This is a genomic window from Pseudomonas sp. PSB11, from assembly GCF_014596605.1.
GTDB lineage: Bacteria > Pseudomonadota > Gammaproteobacteria > Pseudomonadales > Pseudomonadaceae > Aquipseudomonas > Aquipseudomonas umsongensis.
The window spans coordinates 43,836-69,423 of sequence record NZ_NOIO01000024.1; the positions used below are offsets into that span (position 1 = coordinate 43,836).

The 25,588-nt window shown below is 59.2% G+C and carries 19 protein-coding genes; 3 read left to right on the forward strand and 16 right to left on the reverse strand.

The features are described 5' to 3' along the window. Positions 1-11 precede the first annotated feature (11 nt). The 4 genes from CGA21_RS23140 to rpsU all read right to left on the reverse strand — a co-directional run bounded on the left by CGA21_RS23140 (position 12) and on the right by rpsU (position 8,463). Positions 12-3,758: a bifunctional diguanylate cyclase/phosphodiesterase gene (locus CGA21_RS23140; RefSeq protein WP_188265121.1), complete on the reverse strand. Its 3,747-nt coding sequence runs from the start codon at positions 3,756-3,758 to the stop codon at positions 12-14. 121 nt (positions 3,759-3,879) lie between these two features. Then, positions 3,880-5,727: an RNA polymerase sigma factor RpoD gene (gene rpoD, locus CGA21_RS23145; protein WP_110754824.1), complete on the reverse strand. Its 1,848-nt coding sequence runs from the start codon at positions 5,725-5,727 to the stop codon at positions 3,880-3,882. Positions 5,728-5,794: 67 nt separating this feature from the next. Next, the gene (gene dnaG / locus CGA21_RS23150) at positions 5,795-7,765 is read right to left on the reverse strand and encodes a DNA primase (protein WP_033043880.1); all 1,971 of its coding nucleotides are present in this window, start codon (positions 7,763-7,765) and stop codon (positions 5,795-5,797) included. A 482-nt stretch (positions 7,766-8,247) separates the two neighbouring features. Continuing rightward, positions 8,248-8,463 (reverse strand): 30S ribosomal protein S21, encoded by a 216-nt coding sequence (gene rpsU / locus CGA21_RS23155; protein WP_002551877.1) that lies wholly within the window; start codon positions 8,461-8,463, stop codon positions 8,248-8,250. A 199-nt stretch (positions 8,464-8,662) separates the two neighbouring features. On the opposite strand from rpsU, the gene tsaD reads away from it, so the two are divergent. Next, on the forward strand, positions 8,663-9,688 hold the full coding sequence (gene tsaD / locus CGA21_RS23160) for a tRNA (adenosine(37)-N6)-threonylcarbamoyltransferase complex transferase subunit TsaD (protein WP_110754826.1): 1,026 nt from the start codon (positions 8,663-8,665) through the stop codon (positions 9,686-9,688). Between the two features lie 22 nt (positions 9,689-9,710). On the opposite strand, the gene plsY is transcribed toward tsaD, so the two are convergent. Continuing rightward, positions 9,711-10,280, reverse strand: coding sequence for a glycerol-3-phosphate 1-O-acyltransferase PlsY (gene plsY, locus CGA21_RS23165; protein ID WP_110754827.1), 570 nt, complete (start codon positions 10,278-10,280; stop codon positions 9,711-9,713). A gap of 74 nt (positions 10,281-10,354) precedes the next feature. Between plsY and folB the strand changes: the two genes are divergently transcribed. Continuing rightward, complete coding sequence (gene folB / locus CGA21_RS23170; RefSeq protein WP_110754828.1) at positions 10,355-10,711, forward strand: dihydroneopterin aldolase; 357 nt, start codon at positions 10,355-10,357, stop codon at positions 10,709-10,711. After that, positions 10,702-11,220: a 2-amino-4-hydroxy-6-hydroxymethyldihydropteridine diphosphokinase gene (gene folK, locus CGA21_RS23175; RefSeq protein ID WP_110754829.1), complete on the forward strand. Its 519-nt coding sequence runs from the start codon at positions 10,702-10,704 to the stop codon at positions 11,218-11,220. Before folB ends, folK begins: the two co-directional genes overlap by 10 nt. A gap of 83 nt (positions 11,221-11,303) precedes the next feature. Here the strand turns inward: folK and CGA21_RS23180 are convergent, their stop codons facing one another. From CGA21_RS23180 to CGA21_RS23230, 11 genes are all read right to left on the reverse strand, one after another. After that, the gene (locus CGA21_RS23180; RefSeq protein ID WP_188265122.1) at positions 11,304-12,530 is read right to left on the reverse strand and encodes a multifunctional CCA addition/repair protein; all 1,227 of its coding nucleotides are present in this window, start codon (positions 12,528-12,530) and stop codon (positions 11,304-11,306) included. A 63-nt stretch (positions 12,531-12,593) separates the two neighbouring features. Further along, the gene (locus CGA21_RS23185; protein ID WP_020798817.1) at positions 12,594-14,156 is read right to left on the reverse strand and encodes a SpoVR family protein; all 1,563 of its coding nucleotides are present in this window, start codon (positions 14,154-14,156) and stop codon (positions 12,594-12,596) included. Next, the gene (locus CGA21_RS23190; RefSeq protein WP_110754831.1) at positions 14,153-15,424 is read right to left on the reverse strand and encodes a YeaH/YhbH family protein; all 1,272 of its coding nucleotides are present in this window, start codon (positions 15,422-15,424) and stop codon (positions 14,153-14,155) included. The genes CGA21_RS23185 and CGA21_RS23190 overlap by 4 nt, the downstream gene beginning before the upstream one ends. Positions 15,425-15,628: 204 nt before the next feature. After that, positions 15,629-17,551 (reverse strand): PrkA family serine protein kinase, encoded by a 1,923-nt coding sequence (locus CGA21_RS23195; RefSeq protein WP_020798814.1) that lies wholly within the window; start codon positions 17,549-17,551, stop codon positions 15,629-15,631. Positions 17,552-17,848: 297 nt separating this feature from the next. Then, on the reverse strand, positions 17,849-18,178 hold the full coding sequence (gene glpE / locus CGA21_RS23200; RefSeq protein WP_110754832.1) for a thiosulfate sulfurtransferase GlpE: 330 nt from the start codon (positions 18,176-18,178) through the stop codon (positions 17,849-17,851). Positions 18,179-18,211: 33 nt separating this feature from the next. Then, the gene (locus CGA21_RS23205) at positions 18,212-19,096 is read right to left on the reverse strand and encodes a symmetrical bis(5'-nucleosyl)-tetraphosphatase (protein WP_110754833.1); all 885 of its coding nucleotides are present in this window, start codon (positions 19,094-19,096) and stop codon (positions 18,212-18,214) included. Then, positions 19,096-19,476 carry a Co2+/Mg2+ efflux protein ApaG gene (gene apaG, locus CGA21_RS23210; protein WP_110754834.1) on the reverse strand — a complete coding sequence of 127 codons (381 nt, stop codon included), beginning with the start codon at positions 19,474-19,476 and terminating at the stop codon, positions 19,096-19,098. The genes CGA21_RS23205 and apaG overlap by 1 nt, the downstream gene beginning before the upstream one ends. A 121-nt stretch (positions 19,477-19,597) precedes the next feature. Next, complete coding sequence (gene rsmA / locus CGA21_RS23215) at positions 19,598-20,416, reverse strand: 16S rRNA (adenine(1518)-N(6)/adenine(1519)-N(6))-dimethyltransferase RsmA (protein ID WP_110754835.1); 819 nt, start codon at positions 20,414-20,416, stop codon at positions 19,598-19,600. Continuing rightward, positions 20,413-21,402 (reverse strand): 4-hydroxythreonine-4-phosphate dehydrogenase PdxA, encoded by a 990-nt coding sequence (gene pdxA, locus CGA21_RS23220; protein WP_020798809.1) that lies wholly within the window; start codon positions 21,400-21,402, stop codon positions 20,413-20,415. Before pdxA ends, rsmA begins: the two co-directional genes overlap by 4 nt. Further along, a complete protein-coding gene (surA, locus tag CGA21_RS23225) occupies positions 21,399-22,715 on the reverse strand; it encodes a peptidylprolyl isomerase SurA (protein ID WP_110754837.1) in 1,317 nt (438 codons plus the stop codon). The genes pdxA and surA overlap by 4 nt, the downstream gene beginning before the upstream one ends. After that, the gene (locus tag CGA21_RS23230; protein ID WP_110754838.1) at positions 22,696-25,494 is read right to left on the reverse strand and encodes an LPS-assembly protein LptD; all 2,799 of its coding nucleotides are present in this window, start codon (positions 25,492-25,494) and stop codon (positions 22,696-22,698) included. Before CGA21_RS23230 ends, surA begins: the two co-directional genes overlap by 20 nt. Positions 25,495-25,588: the final 94 nt, after the last annotated feature.

Below are 25,588 nucleotides of genomic sequence, written 5' to 3' on the forward strand. Positions count from 1 at the left end.
TTGGTCGCGGATTATAGCGATGGTTTCGCGGCTGTGCTATCCGAAAAATCCATTACTGTTGTACGAAGAAACGTCGCGGCGAATTCGTCAGGGGGCAGGGGCAGGCTGACGATGTAGCCCTGGATCTGCTCACAGCCTTCGGCAGCCAGGAATTGCTGCTGCGCCTGGGTTTCGACGCCCTCGGCAATGACCGTGAATTGCATGCTGCGGCCGAGGGCGATAATGGCACGCACGATGGCGGCATCGTGAGGGTCGTCGGGCAAACCGCGGACGAAGGACTGGTCGATCTTGAGTATGTCCAGCGGCAGGCGCTTGAGGTAACTCAGCGAGGAGTACCCGGTGCCGAAGTCGTCGATCGCCAATTGCACACCCAGATGCTTGAGTTGGTGCAGCACCGCAAGCGCTTCTTCGGCCTGGCTCATGATGAAGTTTTCGGTGATCTCCAGTTGCAGGCAACCGGGATTGAGGCGGTTGTCCTTGAGCAGTTGTTCGATTCGCCCCAAAAGATTCGGTTGGCGCAGTTGGGCACCGGCGAGGTTGACCGACAGCGGGCCGAGGCCTTCGTACATCTGGTTCCATTCGAACATCTGCCGGCAGGCGGTCTCGAGTACCCAGTCGCCGATCTGCAGGATCATGCCGTTTTCTTCGGCAAGTGAGATGAAGTGTTCGGGCGGCACGTCGCCGAAGGTCGGATGACGCCAGCGAATCAGGGCTTCGGCCCCCACCAGGCGATAGTCGTCGAGGCTGATCTTGGGTTGGTAGCACAGGTGCAGTTCATTGCGCTCGATGGCGCGTCGCAGTTCGTGCTCCAGCGCCACACGCTCGCTGGCTTGAGCGGTGAGATCGCAGGTGTAGCTTTCTACGCGGTTACGGCCTTTGGCCTTGGAGCGGTACATGGCCGCGTCGGCGTTTTTGATCAGCGTGGCCACGTCACTGCCGTCCTTGGGGTAGAGGCTGGTGCCGATGCTGGAGCTGATGAAAAACTCATGCTCACCCGCCTGGAATGGCGCGGTAAAGCAATTGAGCAGCTTGGTGGCGATGTTGTCCGCATCGCTGGCTTGCTGCAGGCCGGGGAGCAGGATGATGAATTCGTCGCCGCCCAGGCGCGCGACAGTGTCGATGTCTCGCAACTGCTCCTTGAGACGCACGGCAATACCCTTGAGCAAAAGATCGCCGACCGGGTGACCAAGGCTGTCATTGATGTGCTTGAAACGGTCCAGATCCAGGAACAGCACTGCGCCCTGACCGCCGTTTTCCTTCTGGTGATTGAGCGCGTTGAGCAGGCGACTTTCGAACAACGTGCGGTTTGGCAGACCGGTCAACGGGTCGTGGTGAGCCTGGTAGTCCAGTTTGGCCTGGGCGTGCTTGAGGCTGGAGATGTCGGCGAACACAGCCACGAAGTGCGTGATGAAGTTGTTACGATTTCGTACGGCGCTGATGGTCAACCAGCTGGGATACAGTTCGCCATTTTTGCGTCGGTTGGAAATCTCGCCTTGCCAATGACCTTCGTCGGTCAGTTGATGCCACATGGCGGCGTAGAACGCACTGTCATGCAGGCCCGAGGCAAGCAGGCGCGGGGTATGCCCCAGTGCTTCGCTTTCGCTGTAGCCGGTGATTTCGGTAAAGGCACGGTTGACTGCACTGATGTGCTGCTGGGTATCGGTGATCAACACGCCTTCTGCGGTGCTCTCGAATACCGTCGCGGCCTGCTGCAGTTTTTCCTGCATCAGGTGGCGTTCGGTGATGTCCCGGGCGATGGTCAGCATGCAGTCGTCGTCACCGATCGGTAGCGGACGGCTGGAGACTTCGCATAGGCGGATCTGACCGTCGCTGCGGCGGATGTGGCAGCTGAAATCGCGGACGTAACCATCCCGGTGCAACAGGTCGAGCATTTGTTTGCGCTCGTTGAGGTTGACCCAGATCCCCAGGTCAAGGGCCGAGCGATCCACCGACATCGCGCTGTTGAAGCCGGTAATGCGGCTGAACCCCTCGTTGACCTCCAACAGCAGGCCATCGCTCTGGCGCGACAGCAGCAAGCCGTCGGGGGAGGCGTGGAAGGCCTTGGCGAACTTTTCTTCGGAGGTTTGCAGTTGTTGCTGGGTTTCCTTGAGTTGGGTGATGTCTCGCACCACGACGACCAGCGCCGGGGTGGTATCGAGGTCGAAGGGTTCGGCCGAGATCAAGCCGGTGAACACCTGGCCATTGCTGCGACGAAAGGGCATCTCCAGGTTGCGAATGCTGCCGGCCTGCAAGCGCTGCAGCAGCCCTGGCCCGACACCTGGAATACCCCAGATGTTCAGGTCGGTGGCAGTCTGGCCGATCACATCTTCGGCCTTTAGGCCGATCTGTTCTTCGAACGCATCGTTAACCTCCAGCAGGCAACCGTCACTCAGGCGTGCGATCACCAGAATGTCTGGGCACTGCTGGAACACCGAGGCAAACTTCTGTTCAGACAGGCGCAGTGCTTCTTCGGTGCGTTTGGTTTCGCTGATGTCAATCATCAAGCCGCGCATCACCGGCTCATGACCGTGTTCGATCAGGCTGACGATGTCGCGGACCCAGATGCAACGACCGTCAGCGGTGATGACCCGGTAATCGAGAGTGTGATCTCGCCCGGCCAACACTTCGTGGTCGCAGAAGCTCTGCGCGCGGGTGAGGTCGGCGGGATGGATGATGTTGCGCCAGAAGCCTGGGATCAGCCAATGCGACAAGGGGTAACCGAGCAGGTCTTCGGCGTGGGGCGACACATAGCTGTAGGTGAAGTCACTCATCCGCGCTTCCCAGGCGATGGCCGAGAGGCTCTCCACCAGCCCGCGGTAATGGTATTCGCTGCTGCGCAGTTCCTGCTCCAGGTCGACCCTGCGGGAGATTTCCGAACTCAAGCGGCGATTGACGCGGATCACGGCGGCGAGCACGGCGATCAGCAGCAGTAGCCCAGGCAAGCCGTAGACCAATAGATCGGACCAGAATGTACGATGATCCAGTACGTTGCCGACCCAATGTTCCTGGATCGAACTGATTTCGGCCGGTGTCATGTCGGCGAGGACTTTATCCAGAATGCCGACCAGCATTTTGTTGTCCCGGGGGACACCCATTGCCAGCTGGTAGCGGTAGGGGGTTTCGCCGCTGACGTACAGCCCGTCGAGCTTGAGCTGGCGCAAACTCCAGACGCTGGAAGCGAGGTCGCCTACCACGGCGTCTACTTCATCGGTAGCCAGCGCCTGTAAAGCGGAGCTGACATTGGGCATCGCCACCAGGTTCAAATCGGGATTGTGGGTGCGCAACAGTTCGTGAGGTGCGTAGTTTTCCACTACGGCGATTTTTAGTCCGTACAGGTCTTTGAGTTTGCGCGGTTGGGCGCCTCCGACGTGCGCCAGGATGACAATCGGGAAATCCAGGTAGGGACGGGTGAATGACAGGTAGGCCTGACGTTCCGGGGTCGACATGATGCCCGGCAAAAGGTCCAGCTTGCCTTGCTTGGCCTGGTCCAGTACCACCGTCCAGCTCACGGGCTCAATGGGTGTGAGCTTGATGGCCAGCCGCTGGCGAACACGGTCGATATAGTCTGCAGCAAGGCCCTGGTAACGCCCCTGGTCGTCGCGAAACTCAAAGGGCGGCCAGGATGCATCGACACCCAGGCGCAGGTCCGGATGGGCCGCCAGCCAGCTACGTTCTTCGTCAGTTAGAGTCAGCGCGCCAGCCGTTGCGGTCCAAGTCATCAGCGACAGCAAAAAACACACGGTCGGCAGTCTGGGCATAACGGTCTCGTTATGGCTCGGGGAATGTTTCGAGTGTAGACGGGCAAATCGGCGGGTGGGGTGAAGCGGGGGGAATTATCTGCAAAAACAAAACCCCCGGCCTGGGCCGGGGGTTCTGGTATCACTCGTCGAGGAAGGAGCGCAGATGCTCGCTTCTCGTCGGGTGGCGCAGCTTGCGCAACGCCTTGGCTTCGATCTGACGAATCCGTTCGCGGGTAACGTCGAACTGCTTACCAACTTCCTCGAGGGTGTGGTCGGTATTCATGTCGATACCGAAGCGCATGCGCAGTACCTTGGCTTCACGGGCAGTAAGGCCGGACAGCACTTCGCGAGTCGCTTCCTTAAGGCTCTCAACGGTTGCAACATCGATTGGCGACTGCATGGTCGAGTCTTCGATGAAGTCACCCAGATGGGAGTCTTCGTCATCACCGATCGGGGTTTCCATGGAGATCGGCTCTTTTGCGATCTTCAATACCTTGCGGATCTTGTCCTCAGGCATTTCCATGCGTTCGCCCAGCTCTTCCGGGGTCGGTTCGCGACCCATTTCCTGCAGCATCTGGCGGGAAATGCGGTTGAGCTTGTTGATCGTCTCGATCATGTGCACCGGAATACGGATGGTGCGGGCCTGGTCGGCGATCGAGCGAGTGATCGCCTGACGGATCCACCAGGTGGCATAAGTCGAGAATTTGTAGCCGCGGCGGTATTCGAACTTGTCTACCGCTTTCATCAGGCCGATGTTGCCTTCCTGGATCAGGTCGAGGAATTGCAGGCCACGGTTGGTGTACTTCTTGGCGATGGAGATCACCAGACGCAAGTTCGCTTCGACCATCTCTTTCTTCGCGCGGCGGGCCTTGGCCTCACCGATCGACATGCGACGGTTGATGTCCTTGATCTCGGCGATCGTCAAACCGGTTTCGGTTTCCAGCGCGGTCAGCTTCTGCTGGCACCGAATGATGTCCGGCTGCACGCGAGCGATGGCTTCAGCGTATTTGCTTTTGCCTTTGGCCAGTGCATCGCTCCAGCTTTCGTCGACTTCGTTGCCCGGGAACTGGCGCAGGAAGTCGGCACGCGGCATGCGTGCATCACGAACGCAGAGCTGCATGATTGCACGCTCTTGCTGGCGCAGACGATCCAGGGCGCTGCGTACACGCTCGACCAGGCCTTCGAATTGCTTCGGAACCAGTTTGATCGGCATGAACAGGTCGGACAGGGCCAACAGCTCGGCAATCGCCAGCTTGTTGTGGCGACCGTGCTTTTTCAGCGCCTTGCGGGTGATTTCCATCTGATCGGCGACAGCACCAAAGCGCTGGGCGGCGATGATTGGATCCGGACCGCTTTCGGCTTCTTCTTCGTCATCGGAAGCTTCGGCGTCATCGTCGTCGGAATCGTCATCCGCTTTCGCGGTCTTGGTGTCGATCGGCGGCGGAACCTCCGCAGCAGGCGGCGCAATACCGTCGTCCGGGTCGATATAACCGCTCAGGACGTCGGACAGGCGGCCACCTTCGGTGGTAACGCGAGTGTATTCGGAGAGAATATGATCAACCGTGCCAGGGAAGTGCGCGATTGCGCTCATCACTTCACGGATGCCCTCTTCAATACGCTTGGCGATTTCGATTTCGCCTTCACGCGTGAGGAGCTCGACCGTACCCATTTCGCGCATGTACATGCGCACTGGGTCAGTGGTGCGACCGATATCGGTCTCCACCGCTGCCAACGCGGCGGCGGCTTCTTCCGCAGCGGCCTCGTCGGTATCGGCGTCGGCCAACATAAGGGCGTCCGCATCCGGAGCACTCTCGTGTACGGGGATCCCCATGTCGTTAATCATGCGGATGATGTCTTCCACCTGCTCTGGATCTGAAATATCCTCGGGCAGGTGGTCGTTGACCTCGGCGTAAGTCAGATACTTCTGCTCACGACCCAGTTTGATCAACTCAATAATACGAGACTGCTGTTGCGCTTTTCCGGACATAACACCCTATCCACTGAAGGTCTTGGCGGGCAAAAAACAAGCCGAGGATTATACCTGAGCTATGACCTCACGCGCCAGTTGAGGTCGGGTTTGATGCGGAAACATTCTGTTTTAAGAGGTCGCGCATCTGTTTAGCTATCTGAATTTGCTCTTCAGCCGACAATCCCGGCTGCCTTGCTTTCTTGATGAGGTCATCGAGGGTCTGCGTGTGCTGACCCGCAGATAACCTAGTAATGGTGTCTAAAAACTGTTGTTCAAGGTTATCGCCGTCAATTAGCCATTCCTTTTCTGCGAGGGCTCTCAATAGGCGTCCTTGCTCTGTACCGTGCCAACGGGCCATCAACTGAATAGAGTTTAGCCCAGGATTTTTCTGCACAGCCTCGATCAGGGCGATTAGTACCTGAGCGTACGTGTTGCTCTCGTTGGCAAAATGATCGGCACTCTCAACTTTTTTGGCCAGTTGCGGGTGGTGAATCAGTGTGCGCAAAGCGATAAGCGTCGGGGCTTCCACTGCGACTGGCTTGCGTGGGGCATAAGGCTCGTCGCGATCACCGCGCTTGCCGTTCTTGCTCCAGGGTTTCTTGTCCCATTTCTTGCCGCCGGCCCCGGATTTCTTCGGCGTCCACTCCTGCTGGGGCGTGTAGGCCTCCTGGGGTTGGTGGAAGTCGGAGTAGTCCGGCATGGCATCGTAATCCATGCCAGGGTCATAGGCCGGTGGCGCGTCCTGGGGCGCGCTGTGTACCAGTTGGCTCACCGCCTCGCCGCTCAGTCCGGTTATTTCCAGCAGCCTCTGGCGCATCAGGGTGCGCAGGTTGGCACCGGGGACCTTGTCGATCAGCGGTGCGGCGAGGGTGGCCATGTGGGCCTTGCCTTCGAGCGAGCGAGGGTCGGCCTCTTCGGTCAGTTGTTGGAAGAAGTAATCGGCCAGCGGCTGCGCGTGCTGGTTGATCCGTGCGCGAAAGGCGTCGGTGCCTTCGGAGCGGACCAGGGTGTCCGGGTCTTCACCCTCGGGCAGGAACAGGAATCGCGCGCGGCGACCGTCCTGCAGGCTTGTCAGTGTCGCTTCCAGTGCGCGCCAGGCCGCATTGCGGCCGGCCTGGTCGCCGTCGAAACAGAACAGCACGCTGGGCACGACTCGAAACAGTCGTTTCATGTGCTCTTCGCTGGTGGCGGTGCCCAGGGTCGCGACGGCATTGCGCAAGCCTTGCTGGGCGAGGGCGATGACGTCCATGTAGCCCTCGACGACGATGATTTCGTCGAGGTTGCGATTGTTCTTGCGCGCTTCGTAGAGGCCGTAGAGTTCCTGGCCTTTATGAAAGACCGGAGTTTCCGGTGAGTTGAGGTACTTGGGTTTGTCGTCGCCCAGCACCCGGCCACCAAACGCGATGATGCGCCCGCGACTGTCGCGGATCGGGAACATCACGCGATCACGAAAGCGGTCGTAGCGTTTGCCGGTTTCGGCGTTCTCGATCAGCAGGCCGGCATCGATCATGGCTTTTTGTTGCAGGGTATCGCTGCTCAAGTGCTTGAACAGGTTGTCCCACCCAGGTGGCGCAAAGCCCAGGCCGAAGTCCCGGGCGATTTCACCGGTCAGCCCGCGACCTTTGAGGTAGTCCACGGCGGCTTTGCGTGCAGGATGGCTTTTCAGGGCGGCGCGATAGAAATCGGCGGCGGCCGTGAGCAGCGGGTACAGCGGCGAGTCAGTTGGCTGGCGTGGTTTGTGCGAGCGCCCACTTTCTTCGCGGGGGACTTCCATTCCGGCGGCTTTGGCCAGTTCCTCGACAGCCTGGGGGAAATCCAGGTTGTCGTGGTCCATGATGAAGCCCAGGGCATTGCCGCCAGCGCCGCAGCCGAAGCAGTAATAGAACTGCTTGTCGGGGCTCACGCTGAAAGAGGGGGTTTTCTCTTTGTGGAACGGGCAGCAGGCAGTATGGTTTTTTCCGGCCTTTTTCAATTGCAGGCGCGAGCTGACCACGTCGACGATGTCGGTGCGGTTCAGAAGGTCGTCAATGAAGCTCTGGGGAATTAGCCCGGCCATGGCGTTCTCGTCATCTGCGCTGAAAAGGAACCGAAGCGAAGGGCGGCTGAGCGCGGGTCATTGCTTGAGGCGCGCAAAGTGTGCGGCTCGACCGGTATCGCCTGCATGATCGCTGTCGGGAAGTGTATCTGCCGAAAATCCACCGACGTTACTGCTCATCAGTATTCGACTATTTGAAAATGTTACGCTGAATCCGGCTGCGACCAGTCAATGGTCTCGGATAGCTCGTAATTCGGCACGCAAACAGGTGCCTTGGGCTGATCGTCGTGAGAGGAATCAGTGGGTGTGCTCGTCAGTAGCCTTGAAAGGCTCGTCAGAAAAGACGTGCACCGCTGGCAAAAGAGCCAGGTCTGACGCGGTGAAGCAGATTTGTCTCAGTCGCATCTGCGGCTTCGACGGTGAAGCATCAAGCGTTTTACGCAAATGCCATAAGCCCGGCTCAGAGCCGGGCTTGGCAGAAGCTTGCTACGATCGTCTGTGTATTAGTACAGACGAACGGCGCGGCGCTGTTCGCGCTGAACTTTCTTGGCGTGACGCTTAACAGCGGCTGCTGCTTTGCGCTTACGCTCAGAAGTTGGCTTCTCGTAAAATTCGCGGCTACGAACTTCAGCCAGTACACCGGCTTTTTCGCAGGAGCGCTTGAAACGACGCAGAGCTACGTCGAAGGGTTCGTTCTCTTTTACTTTGACGGCTGGCATCCAGAGCTACCTTCATTCATTACCGGGGTCAACATCCTCGCGGCAAAAGAGCACTTGAAGACGTCGGTTTTTAAGGGTTGCGGATGTTAACCCCTCATCGCACGGAATGCAAAGCCTCTGATCGAAAACCGCTGGTCGGGGCATCACGCGACGACTATTATGCGCGCCTTCGAATTCAGCCTAAACAAGGCGCAAACCCATGCTAGTACTGGGATTAGAAACCTCTTGCGACGAAACTGGTGTCGCACTCTACGACAGTGAAAGAGGCCTGCTGGCCGACGCGCTGTTCAGCCAGATCGACCTGCACCGGGCGTATGGTGGCGTAGTACCGGAGTTGGCCTCGCGTGATCACGTCAAGCGCATGCTGCCCTTGATTCGCCAGGTCTTGGCCGAAGCCGACTGTGTGCCAACCGAGATCGACGCCATCGCTTATACCGCCGGCCCTGGTCTTGTCGGTGCCTTGCTGGTGGGTGCTTCCTGCGCTCAGGCACTGGCCTTTGCCTGGGGCATTCCGGCACTCGGCGTGCATCACATGGAAGGTCACTTGCTGGCGCCGATGTTGGAGTCGCAACCGCCGGAATTCCCGTTCGTCGCTTTGTTGGTATCGGGCGGCCATACGCAGTTGGTTCAGGTCGACGGGATCGGCCAATACACGCTTCTGGGTGAGACCCTGGACGATGCCGCGGGCGAAGCGTTCGACAAGACCGCGAAGATGATGGGGCTCCATTATCCGGGTGGGCCGGAAATCGCTCGCCTGGCAGAGCAAGGCGTTGCAGGGCGTTTCGTGTTTCCGCGCCCGATGTGCGACCGCCCTGGCCTGGACTTCAGTTTCAGCGGCTTGAAAACCTTCGCCTTGAACACCTGGCAGCAGTGCGTGAGTGCCGGGGACGACGGTGAGCAAGCCCGTTGCGACATCTCGCTGGCGTTCCAGCAGGCCGTGGTGGAGACTTTGACCATCAAGTGCAAGCGTGCCCTGAAAGCAGCTGGCATGAAGCGTCTGGTGATCGCTGGGGGCGTCAGTGCCAACAAGGCGTTGCGCTCTTCCCTGGAAAAGATGCTAGGCGACATGAAGGGCGATGTTTTTTACGCCCGTGCGCAGTTCTGTACCGATAATGGCGCCATGATTGCGTTTGCGGGCTGCCAGCGCCTACAGGCCGGTCAGCAGGAAAGCCTGGCGATCAGTGTGCAGGCGCGGTGGCCGATGGAGCAGTTGTCGCCCCTGTGATGAAGCGTACTCATGCGGGCCGCTAAAAATGCCGTTCGCGCCCGGCAAACAGGTCGCGTAGATTGCCCCGGTGGCGCCAGACGATCATGCCGGTCAGGGCGCACATGGGCAGCAGCGCTGCCGGTTCTTGCCAGGCCAGCAGTGGCAGGGTCAAGGGCGTGGCGATCAAGGCAGCCAGCGAGCTGGTGCGGGTCAGGTAGAACGTCAGCAGCCAGGCACAGACCGCCATCAAGGCTGCAGGCGGGTATAACCCCAGCAACATGCCGGCAGCGGTGGCGACACCCTTGCCACCGCGAAAGCGGAAGTACAGCGGGAACAGGTGACCGATGACGGCGCAAACGCCGACCCAGGCCTGGTCCTGCAGTGACAGGCCGGCGGCACTGGCGACCAGTACGGGCAGCAGGCCTTTGCAGAGGTCGCCGAGCAGGGTCAGGATGGCGAGTTTCTTGCCGGCCAGGCGCAACATGTTGGTGGCGCCAGCATTGCCCGAACCACTCATTCGCGGATCGGGGTTACCGGTCATGCGGCTGAGCAAGATGGCGAAGGACAGCGAGCCGAGCAGGTAGGCGAGGATCGCCAGTAACCAAAACATGCTAACTATTCCGGGCGAGGACGCCCTGATTCTAACGGCGCATTGCGCCCTTGTCGTGTAGCGGAGAAAAGTGCTTGGACAGAGTGTTTATCGAGGGCCTGGAAGTCGACACCGTGATCGGTGCCTATGACTGGGAGCGAGGCATCCGACAGTGCTTGCGGCTTGACCTGAGTTTCGCTTGGGACAATCGTCCAGCCGCCGCTGGCGATGACCTGACCCTGGCGCTTGATTACGCGAGCGTTTCATCGCGTATCCAGGCCTTTGCCGAGCAGGCACAGTTTCAGCTGGTCGAGACCTTTGCCGAGCGCCTGGTTGAAGCGCTGATGAGCGAATTCAAGATTACCTGGATGCGCCTCAAACTGACCAAGCCAGGTGCGGTTCCTGCCGCCACAGGTGGCGTGGGTGTGGAGATCGAGCGCGGATGTCGCTGACTCAGGTGTATCTCGGGCTCGGCAGCAACATCGAGCGCGAAACCCATTTGCAGGCCGGCCTGGATGCCCTGGCGAGCTTTCTCGTGGATATGCGTTGCTCGGCGGTCTTCGAAAGCCTGCCGGTGGGGATCAAGAGCGGGCCGTTCTTCAACTTCGTGGTGTCGGCTTATACCGACTTGCCGTTGATGGAATTGGATCGCCGTCTGAAGTTTATCGAAGCGGATAATGGGCGTTACGCACCGGATCGCCGAGGTTTGCCTCTGGATATCGACGTTTTACTCTTCGGTGATTTGGTGGGCAACTTCGATGGCCTGGTGCTGCCGAGGGCGGAAATTCTTAAAAACGCCTTTGTGTTGTGGCCGCTGTCGCTGATTGCTCCGGATCGCGTGCACCCGGGCGTAGGTAAAAGTTTCGCCGTGTTGTGGGCCGAATCGCAGATTGACCAGGTGTTGGCGCCAGTGGCTTTCGAATGGCGCGGTGAGCAACTGACACCTTTGAATTTGTTGTGATTTAACTGACGCCTTCGCGAGCAGGCTCGCTCCCACAGGGGTCAGTGCAACCCTTGTGAGAGCGAGCCTGCTCGCTAAGCTTTTCAGGACGACGCCTCTTTGTAGGCTTTCAATGCTTTGAGCCGCTCTCGCTTGATCGCCTCACCCAGTTCAGGCCCTTTAAATCCCTGCTCCAGCAAAGGCTGAACAGCAACGCCGCGCGCCGCCGTCGCTGCCCCGCGCAAATAGTCCGCCTGTGGATAACTTCTCTCCTCCAGTCCCTTGCGTCCGCGTGCATCCATTTCGCACGCGGCAATAAATTCCTCGAACCGCTGCGGTCGACGGTAAACGTCAAAACTCTGCAGTAGCTCGAGCAAAGTAGATGCCTTCAGCTCCAGCGCGCGATGCCCGTGGGTGTGATATTCGCCCACCAGCAGCGCCAACTCCTGGCAATCCCTTGGCGCCTTGAAACGTTCGTTGACCGCCTTGATCAGCTTCAGCCCCTTGGCCTCATGGGCGATATGGCGAGGCCATTGCTCCTCTGGCGTCAGCCCTTTACCCAGGTCATGCAGCAGACAGGCCCAGCGCACGGTCAGCGGTTGTTTATGGTGTGCCGCTTGCTGAAGCACGCTCAGGGTGTGGGTGCCGGTGTCGATTTCGGGGTGGTGTATCGCGGGCTGCGGTACACCGAACAGCGCGTCGACTTCCGGCATCAGCACTTTGAGCGCACCGCAGGCGCGCAACACCTCGACAAACACCTGCGGCTGATTTTCCATGAGGGCGCGGGAGATCTCTTTCCAGCTGCGTTCCGCCGTCAGCGCCTGGAGTTCGCCTGACTCGCTGAGTTGGCGCATCAATTCGAGGGTTTCGGGGGCAACAGTGAAGCCAAGCTCTGCATAGCGTGCGGCGAAACGGGCAACGCGCAAAACCCTGAGGGGATCTTCGGCGAACGCGGGGGAAACGTGGCGAAGTATTCGTGCCTCGAGATCGCGCTGGCCGTGATAGGGGTCGGTCAGGTTCTGCTCATCGTCTTCGGCCATCGCATTGATCGTCAGGTCGCGGCGAATCAGGTCTTCTTCCAGTGTCACGTCAGGGCTGGCGTGGAACGTGAACCCGCCGTATCCACGCCCGCTTTTGCGTTCGGTCCGGGCAAGGGCATATTCCTCGCCGGTTTTCGGATGAAGAAATACCGGAAAATCAGCGCCTACCGGGCGAAAACCCTTGGCGAGCATTTCCTCAGTGGTCGCACCGACCACGACGCGGTCGATGTCGGTGACTGCTATGCCGAGCAGGCGATCACGTACGGCACCGCCAACTTTATAAATCTGCATGAAAAACCTCCGTTAGCTCGACAGGATAACCTTTACGTCGAGCGTTCGGAGGCACAACCAGGATCACAAATGGATGACGGCCAGGTCCAGCCGTCCGTAATCGCCTTCGCTGTGTTCCCCCTTAGGTGGCACATGGTGGGTTTTCATGACCTGGTCACCTTGCAGGGTTTCCAGATGAATATCGAAACCCCAGAGACGGTGCAGATGCTTGAGTACTTCCTCGGTGGACTCTCCCAGGGGTTTACGGTCGTGCTGTTGGTGGCGCAGGGTCAGGGAGCGATCGCCGCGCCTGTCGATGCTGTAGATCTGCACGTTGGGTTCGCGATTACCAAGGTTGTACTGTGCCGCAAGGGTTTCACGGATGATGCGATAACCGCCTTCGTCGTGAATGGCTGGCACCAGCAGGTCGTCCTTCTGGTCGTCATCGAGAATGCTGAACAGTTTCAAGTCGCGAATCACTTTGGGTGAAAGGTACTGCAGGATGAAGCTCTCATCCTTGAAGCTGCTCATGGCGAACTTGATGGCGGCGAGCCAGTCGGTGCCGGCAATATCAGGGAACCAGCGGTAATCCTCTTCAGTGGGTTCTTCACACATGCGACGGATATCGCGGTACATGGCAAAGCCCAAGGCGTAAGGGTTGATGCCACTGTAGTAGGGGCTGTCGAAGCCAGGCTGGAAGACCACGCTGGTGTGTGACGTCAGGAACTCCATCATGAAGCCGTCGGTCACCAGGCCTTCGTCGTACAGGTCGTTCATCAGGGTGTAGTGCCAGAATGTCGCCCAGCCTTCGTTCATGACCTGGGTCTGGCGCTGTGGATAAAAATACTGGGCGATCTTGCGTACGATCCGCACAATTTCCCGCTGCCAGGGCTCCAGCAGCGGTGCATGTTTTTCGATGAAGTACAGGATGTTTTCCTGCGGTTCGGCGGGGAAACGCGCGTTGTCCTTGTCGCTGTACTTGTCCGCGCCTTTTGGAATGGTGCGCCACAGATCGTTGATCTGCTTCTGCAGATGTTCTTCCCGGTCCTTTTGCCGGCGCCGTTCTTCCTCCGCGGAGATAGGATAGGGACGTTTGTAGCGGTCGACCCCGTAGTTCATCAGCGCGTGGCAGGAGTCGAGCAGGTCTTCCACCGCATCGATGCCATGGCGTTCTTCGCACTGCATGATGTACTGCTTGGCGAACACCAGGTAATCGATGATCGAGCTGGCATCGGTCCAGGTGCGGAACAGGTAATTGCCCTTGAAAAAGCTGTTGTGCCCGTAGCACGCATGCGCCACCACCAGCGCCTGCATGCAGATGGTGTTTTCCTCCATGAGGTAGGCAATGCAGGGGTCGGAGTTGATTACGATTTCATAGGCCAGCCCCATCTGGCCGCGGGTATAGGACTTTTCGGTACTGAGGAAGTGTTTGCCATAGGACCAGTGGTGATAGCCCAGCGGCATGCCGACAGAAGCATAGGCGTCCATCATCTGTTCGGCGGTGATCACTTCGATCTGGTTAGGGTACGTATCGAGCGCGTAGCGAGCTGCAATACGACTGATTTCACGGTCGTACGCCTGGATCAGCTCGAACGTCCACTCCGATCCGGTGGATATGGGTTGGCGCTTCAGCTCTTTGGCGGTCATGTCACTAACCTGCGCTGGAAGAGTTCACGGAAGACCGGATAGATATCCCCGGCCGAGACCAGTTGTTGCTGGGCAAACGTGTCGGAAAAGGCTTCGGCGATACGCTCGTATTCGAACCACAGGGCCTGATGTTCCCGTGGGGTAATCTCAACGTAAGTGTAGTACTGCACGAACGGCATGATCTGGTTGATGAGGATGTCGCGGCAGATCGGCGAGTCGTCGTTCCAGTTGTCGCCGTCGGAGGCCTGGGCGGCGTAGATGTTCCATTCGTTGGCCGGATAGCGCTCGGCCATGATCTCCTGCATCAGCTTCAAGGCGCTGGAGACGATGGTCCCGCCGGTTTCGCGGGAGTAGAAAAACTCTTCCTCGTCCACTTCGCGGGCGCTGGTGTGGTGGCGAATGAACACTACGTCAATCTTGTCGTAGTTACGCTTGAGAAACAGGTACAGCAGGATGAAGAAGCGCTTGGCGATGTCCTTGGTCGCCTGGGTCATGGAGCCGGAAACGTCCATGAGGCAGAACATCACCGCCTTCGAGCTGGGGTTGGGCTGTTTGATCAGCAGGTTGTACTTGAGGTCGAAGGTGTCGAGAAACGGCACGCGATGGATACGTGCGCTGAGTTTTTCGATTTCTGCCTCAAGATCCTGAATATCACCGAAATTGTCCGGCTCTTCCTGCTTGAGTCGCAGGAGTTCTTCCTTGGCTTCGCGCAGTTTCGCCCGGCTGCTGCCCGAGAGGGCGATTCGCCGTGCATGGGCCGAGCGCAATGTGCGGATGATGTTGATCCGCGACGGGTTGCCCTCGTTGCTGATCCCCGCGCGTACAGTCTTGAAGGTGTCGGTGCCGGTCAGGTTGCGCTTGACCAGGTTCGGCAACTCCAGGTCTTCAAACATGAACTCGAGGAATTCTTCCTGGGTGATCTGGAAGACGAATTCGTCCATCCCTTCGCCCGAGTTGCCAGCCTTGCCAGGGCCTCTGCCGCCTCCACCCCCCGGTGGCCGGGCAATGTGTTCGCCGCTGGTGAATTCCTTGTTGCCCGGGTGCACGACGGTCTGTTTGCCACCGCGACCATGGTGAAGCACCGGTTCGTCGATGTCGCGCCCCGGGATACTGATTTGCTCGCCGTGTTCCATATCGGTAATGGAGCGCCGGCTGACCGCCTCTTCGACAGCCTTCTTGATGTGATCACGGTAACGCCGCAGAAACCGTTGGCGGTTTACCGTGCTCTTGTTCTTGCCATTGAGACGTCGGTCGATCACATAGCTCATGACTGCTCCTTAGAAGCTGTCCTGAAAGGGGCGAGCGGTGATGCAGCATCGGACCGAGAGCCAAGGGATATTCAACGCTCCCCCAAGCGCTTTGGATGCTGCCTGAACTCGCTACCGACTTTCGAACACCTTCCAGAGGCCTGTGTAGCAGAAAAAGCACGCACAGGTCTCTGGCTGACGACAACCGGTCTGACCGGCAGCGGGTTATTGTGATTTTCTGACCCGCAGGTACCACTCGGACAGAAGCCGTACCTGTTTGTCGGTGTAACCCCGCTCGACCATCCGTGTGACGAAGTCGTTGTGTTTCTGCTGGTCCTCTTTGCTGGCCTTGGCGTTGAAGCTGATGACTGGCAGCAGGTCTTCGGTGTTGGAGAACATTTTCTTCTCGATGACCACCCGCAGTTTTTCGTAGCTGAGCCAGGTCGGGTTCTTGCCATTGTTGTTGGCACGGGCGCGCAGCACGAAGTTGACGATTTCGTTGCGGAAATCCTTCGGATTGCTGATGCCGGCCGGTTTTTCGATTTTCTCCAGTTCTTCGTTCAGTGCCACTCGGTTGAGAATCTCGCCGGTTTCCGGGTCGCGGTACTCCTGGTCCTGAATCCAGAAGTCTGCGTACAGTACATAACGATCGAAGATGTTCTGGCCGTACTCGCTGTAGGACTCGAGGTAGGCGGTCTGGATCTCCTTGCCGATGAATTCGATGTACCGCGGTGCCAGGTACTCCTTGAGGAAGCGCAGGTAGCGTTCGCGGGTTTCGGCCTGGAACTGTTCCTGTTCGATCTGTTGCTCCAGCACGTAGAGCAGGTGCACCGGGTTGGCAGCGATTTCGTGGGGATCGAAGTTGAAGACCTTGGACAGGATCTTGAACGCGAAGCGGGTCGACAGGCCGTTCATGCCTTCGTCGACACCGGCGTTGTCGCGATACTCCTGGATCGACTTGGCCTTCGGATCGGTGTCCTTGAGGTTTTCGCCGTCATACACACGCATCTTGGAGTAGATGTTGGAGTTTTCCGGCTCCTTCAGGCGTGACAGCACGGTGAACTGGGCGAGCATCTTCAAGGTGTCGGGCGCGCAATGGGCCTTGGCCAGCGAGCTGTTGAACAGCAACTTGTCGTAGATCTTCACTTCGTCGCTGACCCGCAGGCAGTACGGCACCTTGACGATGTAGATCCGGTCGATGAACGCTTCGTTGTTCTTGTTGTTACGGAAGGTATGCCATTCCGATTCGTTGGAGTGGGCCAGCAGGATCCCGGTAAACGGAATCGCCCCGAGGCCTTCGGTACTGTTGTAGTTGCCTTCCTGGGTGGCCGTCAGCAAGGGGTGCAGCACCTTGATCGGGGCCTTGAACATTTCGACGAACTCCATCAGGCCCTGGTTGGCCCGGCACAATGCGCCCGAATAGCTGTAGGCGTCGGCGTCGTTCTGCGGGAATTCTTCCAGTTTGCGGATATCGACCTTGCCCACCAGTGCCGAGATGTCCTGGTTGTTTTCATCTCCCGGCTCGGTCTTGGCCACGGCGATCTGATTCAGGATCGACGGGTAGAGCTTGACCACGCGGAACTGACTGATGTCGCCGCCGAATTCGGCCAGGCGCTTGGTGGCCCATGGCGACATGATGGTGTTGAGGTAGCGCCGTGGGATGCCGAAGTCTTCCTCGAGGATCGCGCCATCTTCAGTGGCGTTGAACAGACCCAGGGGAGATTCGAATACTGGCGAGCCCTTGATCGCGTAGAAGGGCACTTTTTCCATCAGTTGTTTGAGTTTTTCGGCCAGGGACGACTTACCGCCGCCGACGGGGCCGAGCAGGTAAAGGATCTGTTTCTTCTCTTCCAGGCCTTGGGCGGCATGGCGGAAATACGACACGATCTGGTCGATGCATTCTTCCATCCCGTGGAAGTCCTCAAAGGCCGGATAGCGACGGATTACCTTGTTGGAGAAGATTCGCGACAGCCTCGAGTTGGTCGAGGTGTCGAGCAGTTCCGGTTCACCGATGGCCAGCAACAGACGCTCGGCGGCGGAAACGTAGGCGCTACGGTCCTTTTTGCACAGCTCCAGATACTCTTGCAGAGAGAGTTCTTCCTGGCGTGTGGACTCGAAGCGTTGTTGGAAGTGGCTAAAGATACTCATGACGTCACCTCGCTCGATACGTGGAGCCGACGCCGGATCACTCAGTCGATGCTGGCAGCAACCGAACAGGCGGTCGCTGTTTACCCCCCAGAACTCTTTCGGAGCTGACTACCCCGAAAGCTACTCCCGATGACCCGTGCGCCGGTGTACCGGCTCTCCCCTGTTTTGGATGGCCTGCGCTTAAGGATAGTTGGGAATTCGGGAGGTAAAGGCGAGATACGTAATTAGTTGTGGCAGACCGTTCGTCTGCCACCGCGCTAGCCCGCGGGGGGCGGGGCCTTGCGCATGACAAAAAAATTATTCGGTGGTGCCTTGCGCTGTTTCTGAAGGATAAGTCGTACGCCATAGCTCGAAGCCGCCATCCATGCTGTAGACGTCGGAAAAACCCTGGCTGACCAGGTAGGCGGCGGCACCCTGGCTGGAGTTGCCGTGATAGCAAACCACCACGGTGGGCGCGTCCAGATCGGCACCCTGGATGAAGGCGTGCAGGGAGTGGTTGTCCAGATGCTTCGAGCCGCTGATGTGCAAGGCGGCAAAGGTTGCAGGGTCCCGGACATCGACCACCACTGCACCTTGTTCGCGCAGGGCCTGGGCCTGTTCCGGGGGAATACGTTTGAATTCGCTCATGGCGGGCTCCTGTGGCTCGGCAGAAAATGCAGTCTAGCGCGGGGCGCTGGCTGGCGATGGTTCGGAAATCTGTGGGGCGACTGGCGGCTCGGCGGCATGGCCGTGTTCGTCGCATTTGCAGGCCAGGCGTTCACCCGTGTCGACATTCATCAGGGTCAGGGCACCGCCCCAGACACAGCCAGTGTCGAGGGCCGAGACGCCCGGCTCCTGGATCTTGCCTTCCAGTGCTGCCCAGTGGCCGAAGATGATCTTTACGTCCCTGGTTTTGCGTTCCTTGTGCTGGAACCACGGCTTGAAGCCTGCAGGTGCCGTGCCCAGGCCTTCCTTGCTCTTGAGGTCGAGTTTGCCCTCGGCCGTGCAGAAGCGCATGCGCGTGAAATAGTTGGTAATCACCCGCAGGCGCGTGACGCCCTTGAGGTCACTGTCCCATTTCGCCGGATCGTTACCGTACATGCCATCGAGGTAAGGCGGCAGCAGGTTGTCATCGCGCAGGGCCGTCTCGACTTCGGCCGCGCATTTCAGTGCTTTGCGCAGCGACCATTGCGGCGGAATGCCAGCATGTACCATCGCCACGTTGCGCTGCTCGTCGTAGTGCATGAGTTTTTGCTGGCGCAGCCATTCCAGCAGCTCGGCGCTGTCCGGGGCTTCGATAATTTCGCGCAGGGTGTCGGCTTTCTTCAGGCGCTCGATATTCTTGCCGGCCGCCAGCAGGTGCAGGTCGTGGTTGCCAAGCACGCACACCAGTGAGTGACGGATGCTATAGAGGAAGCGCAGGGTTTCCAGCGACTGCGGGCCGCGATTAACCAGGTCGCCGACCAGCCACAGACGGTCTTCGGCCGGGTCGAAGGCGACCTTCTTGAGCAGGCATTGCAGTGCTTCAAGGCAGCCTTGCAGGTCGCCGACGGCATAGGTGGCCATCAGTGCAAGGCTCCAGGCACCGCCAGGCGGAACGGGGCGATGATGGCATCGAAATGTTTGCCGTCGTCGGCGAGCATCTCGTAAGTGCCCTGCATGGTGCCGACCTTGGATGTCATGACGGTGCCGCTGCTGTAGGTATGGCTTTGCCCAGGCTCGATCAGCGGTTGCTGACCTACCACGCCCGCACCGCGAACTTCCTCGACATGCCCATCGCCATCGGTGATGACCCAATGCCGTGATAGCAGTTGGGCCGGTAGCAGGCCGTTATTTTGCACGGTGATGGTGTACGCGAAGGCAAAACGCTCTTGCTCGGGTTGCGATTGTTCTGCCAGATAGCGGGTGACGACGCTGACGTCGACCTGATAACGAGGATCGGACATGCAAAGGGCCTTAAAAACGAAGCGAAACGCGGGACGTAGCTGATAAGTCAGTCTAGGCCAGGTATCGGATAGTAAACCAGACATGGGCGCTGGTGTCCTACCCGATAACGCTTCAGTCCTGTCAGGCGTCCGCGGTTTTCTGTAGGGCTTGTTCGCTGAGCTTGTCAGCAAGGCGTACGAACGCCGCCAGATCGAGCTGCTCGGGACGCAAGCTGCCATCGACGCCAGCGGCTTCGATTTCGGCGTTGCTCAGCAGGAGCTTGAGGGTGTTGCGCAGGGTCTTGCGGCGCTGGTTGAAAGCCTCGCGCACGACGCGCTCCAGCAAGCGGTGATCCTTGGCCGGGTGCGGCAGTACTGCATGGGGCACCAGGCGCACGATGGCCGAGTCGACTTTTGGTGGCGGGTTGAACGCGCCAGGACCTACGTTGAACAGATGCTCGACCCGGCAGTGGTACTGGACCATGATCGACAGCCGGCCCCAATCACCGCCACCAGGCCCTGCCGCCAGACGCTCGACCACTTCTTTTTGCAGCATGAAGTGCATGTCGCGAATCAGGTGGGCGTTGTGCAGCAGGTGGAAAATCAGCGGTGTAGAGATGTTATATGGCAAGTTGCCGACTACGCGCAGGCTGCCAGGTGCAGCATTCAAACTGGTGAAATCGAACTTCAACGCATCACCCTGATGCAGGTTGAAGTTGCTCTTGCCAGCGAACTGCTGGTTGAGGATCGGGATCAGGTCCTTGTCCAGTTCCACCACGTCGAGTTGGGCGCCGCTGCTGAGCAGGCCCTGGGTCAGCGCGCCTTGGCCGGGGCCGATTTCCAGGAGGCGGTCTTCGGCCTTGGCATGGATGGAGCGCAGGATGCGGTCGATAACGCCGGCATCGTGCAGAAAGTTCTGGCCAAAGCGCTTGCGCGCCTTGTGTTGGTATTGCTCGGTCATAAACGGGTCTCGGCCATCTGGTAGGCGGTTTCCAGGGCGACTTGCAGGCTGCCGGTGTCGATCTTGCCGCTACCGGCCAGGTCCAGGGCGGTGCCGTGGTCGACCGAGGTGCGGATGATCGGCAAGCCGAGAGTCACATTGACTGCTGCGCCAAAGCCTTTGTATTTCAGCACAGGCAGGCCCTGGTCGTGGTACATCGCCAGCACTGCATCGCAGTGCTCCAGATATTTGGGGGTAAACAGAGTGTCGGCGGGCAGCGGGCCGCGTAGGTCCATGCCTTCGCCGCGAAGGCGCTCTAGTGTGGGTTCGATGATATCGATTTCTTCATGGCCCAGGTGTCCGCCTTCACCGGCATGGGGGTTGAGCCCACATACCAGGATGCGTGGCTGGGCGATGCCGAACTTTTCTTTCAGGTCGGTGTGCAGGATTCGCGTCACCCGCTCCAGACGCTCCGGCGTGATCGCATCGGCAATCTCGCGCAGCGGCAGGTGGGTGGTGACCAGTGCCACGCGCAGACCACGGGTGGCGAGCATCATGACCACTTGCGCGGTATGGGTCAGGTCGGCGAGGAATTCCGTGTGCCCGGAAAACGCGATACCGGATTCATTGATCACGCCTTTGTGCACCGGGGCGGTGATCATGCCGGCAAAATGCCCGTCCAGGCAGCCCTGGCCGGCGCGGGTGAGGGTTTCCAGGACGAAAGCGGCGTTGGCTTTGTCCAGTTGCCCGGCGACCACCTTGGCATTGAGCGGGGTATCCCACACATACAGGCTGTTGGCGGGAGCGGGAGCATCCGGCCAGTTGTCCGGCGTGACGGGCAGCACATCGACGGCCACGCCCAACTGCGCGGCCCGCTCAAGGAGCAGGTCGCGGCTGGTAATGGCTATCAGGGGGTGTGGCTGGGCGTGCGCGGCGAGCAGCAGGCACAGGTCGGGACCTATGCCGGCCGGTTCGCCGGGTGTCAGCGCGAAACGCTTTGGTTTCACTGTGCTGCCTGGTCGGCGCCAGGGAGTTTGATTTCCACATACGCTTCGTCACGGATCTGACGCAGCCAGGTTTGCAGCTCTTCGTCGTATTTGCGATTACGCAGCACGGTCATCGCTTGCTGTTCGCGAGCCTGGCTCGTGCTGTCGGTGGCGCGACGACCAAGGACTTCCAGGACGTGCCAGCCGTATTGGGTCTGGAATGGCTTGGACAGCTGACCTTGCGGGGTCTTGGCCATCACTTCGCGGAACTCCGGAACCAGTACATTCGGGTCGATCCAGTTCAGGTCGCCGCCATTGAGGGCGGAACCCGGATCTTCCGAGAAGCTTTTCGCCAGTTCGCCGAAATCTTCGCCTGCTTCGATGCGGGCGTAGAGCGACTCGGCCAGGGCCTTGGTCTTTGCTTCGTCACGGATCGGGCTTGGTTTGACCAGGATGTGGCGTACGTGCACTTCGTCACGCACTTGCGCCTCACCACCACGCTTGTCGGTGATCTTCAGGATGATGAAGCCCCCCGGCGTGCGCATCGGTTGGGTGATGTCGCCCACAGCCATGGTGCTCAGCAGGCGATCGAAGGGTGGCGGCAGTTGAGCGGCTTTACGCCAGCCCATGTCGCCACCTTCCAGTGCGGTTTCGCTGGCGGACTTGGCGATTGCCAGCTGACCGAAGTCAGCGCCTTGCTTGAGCTGCTGGTAAACCGCGTCGGCCTGCTTGGCGGCATTCTGGATGGCGTCGGAGTTGGCGCTTTCCGGCGTAGGAATCAGGATGTTGGCCAGGCGGAATTCTTCGGACAGCTGCATTTTGCCAAGGTCCGAAGCCAGGAAGTTCTTCACTTCCTGCTCGGAGACCTGGATGCGTTCGGCGACGCGGCGCTGACGCACACGGCTGATGACCATTTCGCGGCGAATCTGGTCACGTGCGTCGTCGTAGGACAGGCCGTCACGCGTCAGGGCGGCGCGGAACTGCTCCACCGACATGTTGTTGCGCTGGGCAATCGTGCCGACGGCCTGGTTCAGTTCTTCATCGGTGATGCGGATGCCGGAGCGTTCGCCGATCTGCAGTTGCAGGTTCTCGACGATCAGGCGCTCAAGCACCTGTTGCTCCAATACGCTGGCCGGTGGCACGGCGGTGCCGCGCTTGGCGATGGTTTGCTGGACTTCATGGACCCGTTGGTCCAGTTGGCTCTGCATGACCACGTCGTTGTCGACAATGGCCACCACTTTGTCGATGGACTGTACCGCGGCGTTGGCCGCGGTACCCAGGAACAGCGCGCCCAGCAACAGCGGGCGCAGACAATCAGAAAGCTTGGTCTTCACGTTCACGATAACCTTGGATGCCTTTGTCGAGGAAACTCTCTACTTTGGCGCCGGTGAGGCCGCCGAGTCCCTTCAGAACAATTTGGAGGAAGACGCCATGGTCGCCTTTTTCGTTTTCCGGGGCGTCTTGACTGGTTTCGTCATAATCGACCCAGTAACGGTTGATCAGGCGCAGTTTCCAGCAGCAGTTGTCGTACTCGAAGCCACCGAAGGCTTCCAGGGTACGGTTGCGGTTGTAGTCGTACTGCCAGCGGCTGATGACGTTCCATTGCGGCACGACCGGCCAGATCACCGAGAAGTCGTGCTGTTCGATCTTGTAGTAGTCCTTCACGTAGCCAGGTTGGCCCGGGACGCCATAGTCACCACCGCCGACCTGCCATGTACCGGAGTTCTGGTCGTAACGAACCTGGTCATTGCGATAGCGATAGCCGGCGTTGATAACCTTGTTCGGGTTGTCCTCAGGCTGGTAGTGGAACATCGCACTGCCCGAACGAGGGCTGCGGCTGTCCGGGTCCCAGTTGTAGTCGGCCGTGGTGCGCCAGTCGCGGTTCCAGCGATATTCGTACTCCAGCGCATAAGGAGAAACGTCAGAGTGCGCGTCTTCGCGGGTTTTTGCATCGATGCCCGGCAGCTGGACTTCGCGGTCCTTGAAGTAGAGAGCCTGGCCGACGCTGATGCGTTGGCGTTCGAAGCCGTTTTCTTCGATCCAGCGACTGGTTACGCCCAGGGACAGTTTGTTCTCGTCGCCGACGCGATCGGAGCCAGAGAAACGATTGTCGCGGAACAGCGAGGCATAGCTGAAGGTGTATTCGCTGGTGTCGAATACCGGAATGTCTTCCTGGTCCTTCTCGGGTACGTAGAGGTAGAACAGGCGTGGTTCGAGGGTCTGGTTATAGTTCTTGCCAAACCAGCTGGTCTTGCGATCGAAATACAGGCCGCTGTCGATGCTGGCGATTGGCACGCCACGGTTCTGGTTGCTGTCGAACGTGCCGTTGAGTCGGTCCTGTTCTGCAGTCTGCGCGGCAATCTGGCTTTTGCCGATGCTGTCCAGGTCCAGTTGGTACTGCGTGTACTGGTACTTGAGTTTAGGCGTCAGGAACCCATAGCTCGCCTCCATCGGGAAGCTGACCGCTGGCGCAAGGTTGAGGCGATCGCCATTGGCACGGGCCAGGCCTTGAACGTTTTGGTCGAGGCGTGGCTCAACATTGCCGTCTTCATCGGTGTAGTCGCCGGTCTTCAAATCCCGATCGAACCGCACAAGCTCAGTGTCATACGTGAAATTCAGACCACCTGGACGATCCGGTAGCGCACCGTTGAAGGTGATCTGCGGCAAACGGTCATACGGGGTGATGTTCGACACAGTCGCCAGTTGATAGGCCTGGGCATTCACGCGGGCGGTGTAACTGTCGCCACGGTAGGTAACAACACCCTGCTGGTTGACGTAGTCGGCACTCTTCACGCCAATCTGGTCGGTCTTCAGATCCTGGAAGTAATAAGGGTCGCTGATCTTGGTGTAGTCGACCTGGGTCAGGACACGCGAATCAAGACCACCCTTGTGCTGCCAGTTGTACATGTAGCGCGTTTTATCGTAATCGGTCTGCAGCTTGCGATCGTCGTTCTCATCATTGAGGTACGCGGCGCCGAACTGACCTTCGCTGGACTTGGTCAGGTAGCGGAATTCGCCTTCCATCAACAGGCCGCGATCGCTCATGTAGCGTGGGTACAACGTGGCATCGTAGTTGGGTGCCAGGTTGAAGTAGTACGGCGTAACCAGCAGGAAGCCGGTATCGCTGCCGGTGCCGATGGTCGGCGGCAGGAAGCCGGATTGACGGCGGTCGTCGATCGGGAAGTAGATATACGGCGTGTACAGGACAGGAATGTCCTTGACCCGCAGTGTCACGTTGGTCGCGGTGCCGAAGCCGGTCGCCGGGTTCAAGGTGATGTTGTTGCCCTTGAGTTGCCAGGCGTTGCTGTTCGGTTCGCACGTGGTGTACGTACCATCCTTGAGGCGGATGATCGCGTTCTCGGCACGCTTGGCGTACAGCGCGTTACCGCGGATACGCGATTTGTGCATCACGTATTCGGCGTTGTCGATCTTGGCTTCACCGGTATCGAGCTGCACGTCGGCGTGGTCACCCACGATCAGTGCACCGTTGTCGCGAATGCGCACGTTGCCGCTCAGCTCGCCACGGCTCTCGGCCTGGTAAAGGTTGGCTTCATCGGCTTCGACCTGCATGCTGCCCTGGCGCATGACCACGTCACCGGCCAGGCTGGCGACCTGCTCATCCTGCTTGTAGCGGGAGGCTTTGGCGCCGACAAAGGTGGGAGCGTCACTTTTATTCGTCTTGTCATTCATGCCAGGACGAATCGGTTCGATATAGGAACCAGAGCAATAAGGACCGGTTTCGGCCAATTGTGCTGCAGTGAGCTGCTCGCGCGGAACCCAGTCGAGGTGGCTGTAGTCTGCGCTACGCGACTTCAGGCCACGGCCTTTGGATTCGGTGACCAGTGCAGGTTTGGCCCCCGTGTCTTCGCTGGCGCCCGTTTCGGCGGGTGACTCGCCGGTGGCGGAGACTGCGCTGCCCTCGTGGACTGGACGCGGTGGCAATGCAGCCGCTGGCGATTTTGGCGCACAATTCCAGGCTCCCGAAGCGGAGACCGAGCAGTCATACTGTTCCGCGGCGACCACGAAAGGGGTGGCCAAGGGTTGCAGAGCCAGCAAACTGCCGGTCATCAACAACGGAAATTTTTTACGAAACGCGGGGGATTTCAATGCCATCTTAATAGTCCGGGCTTCCTGCGTGCCATCTGCCCGCGGTGTGGGCCGCACGCCTCTCGATGGTCTGAAAAAGATGCTGGATAATAAAGCATGA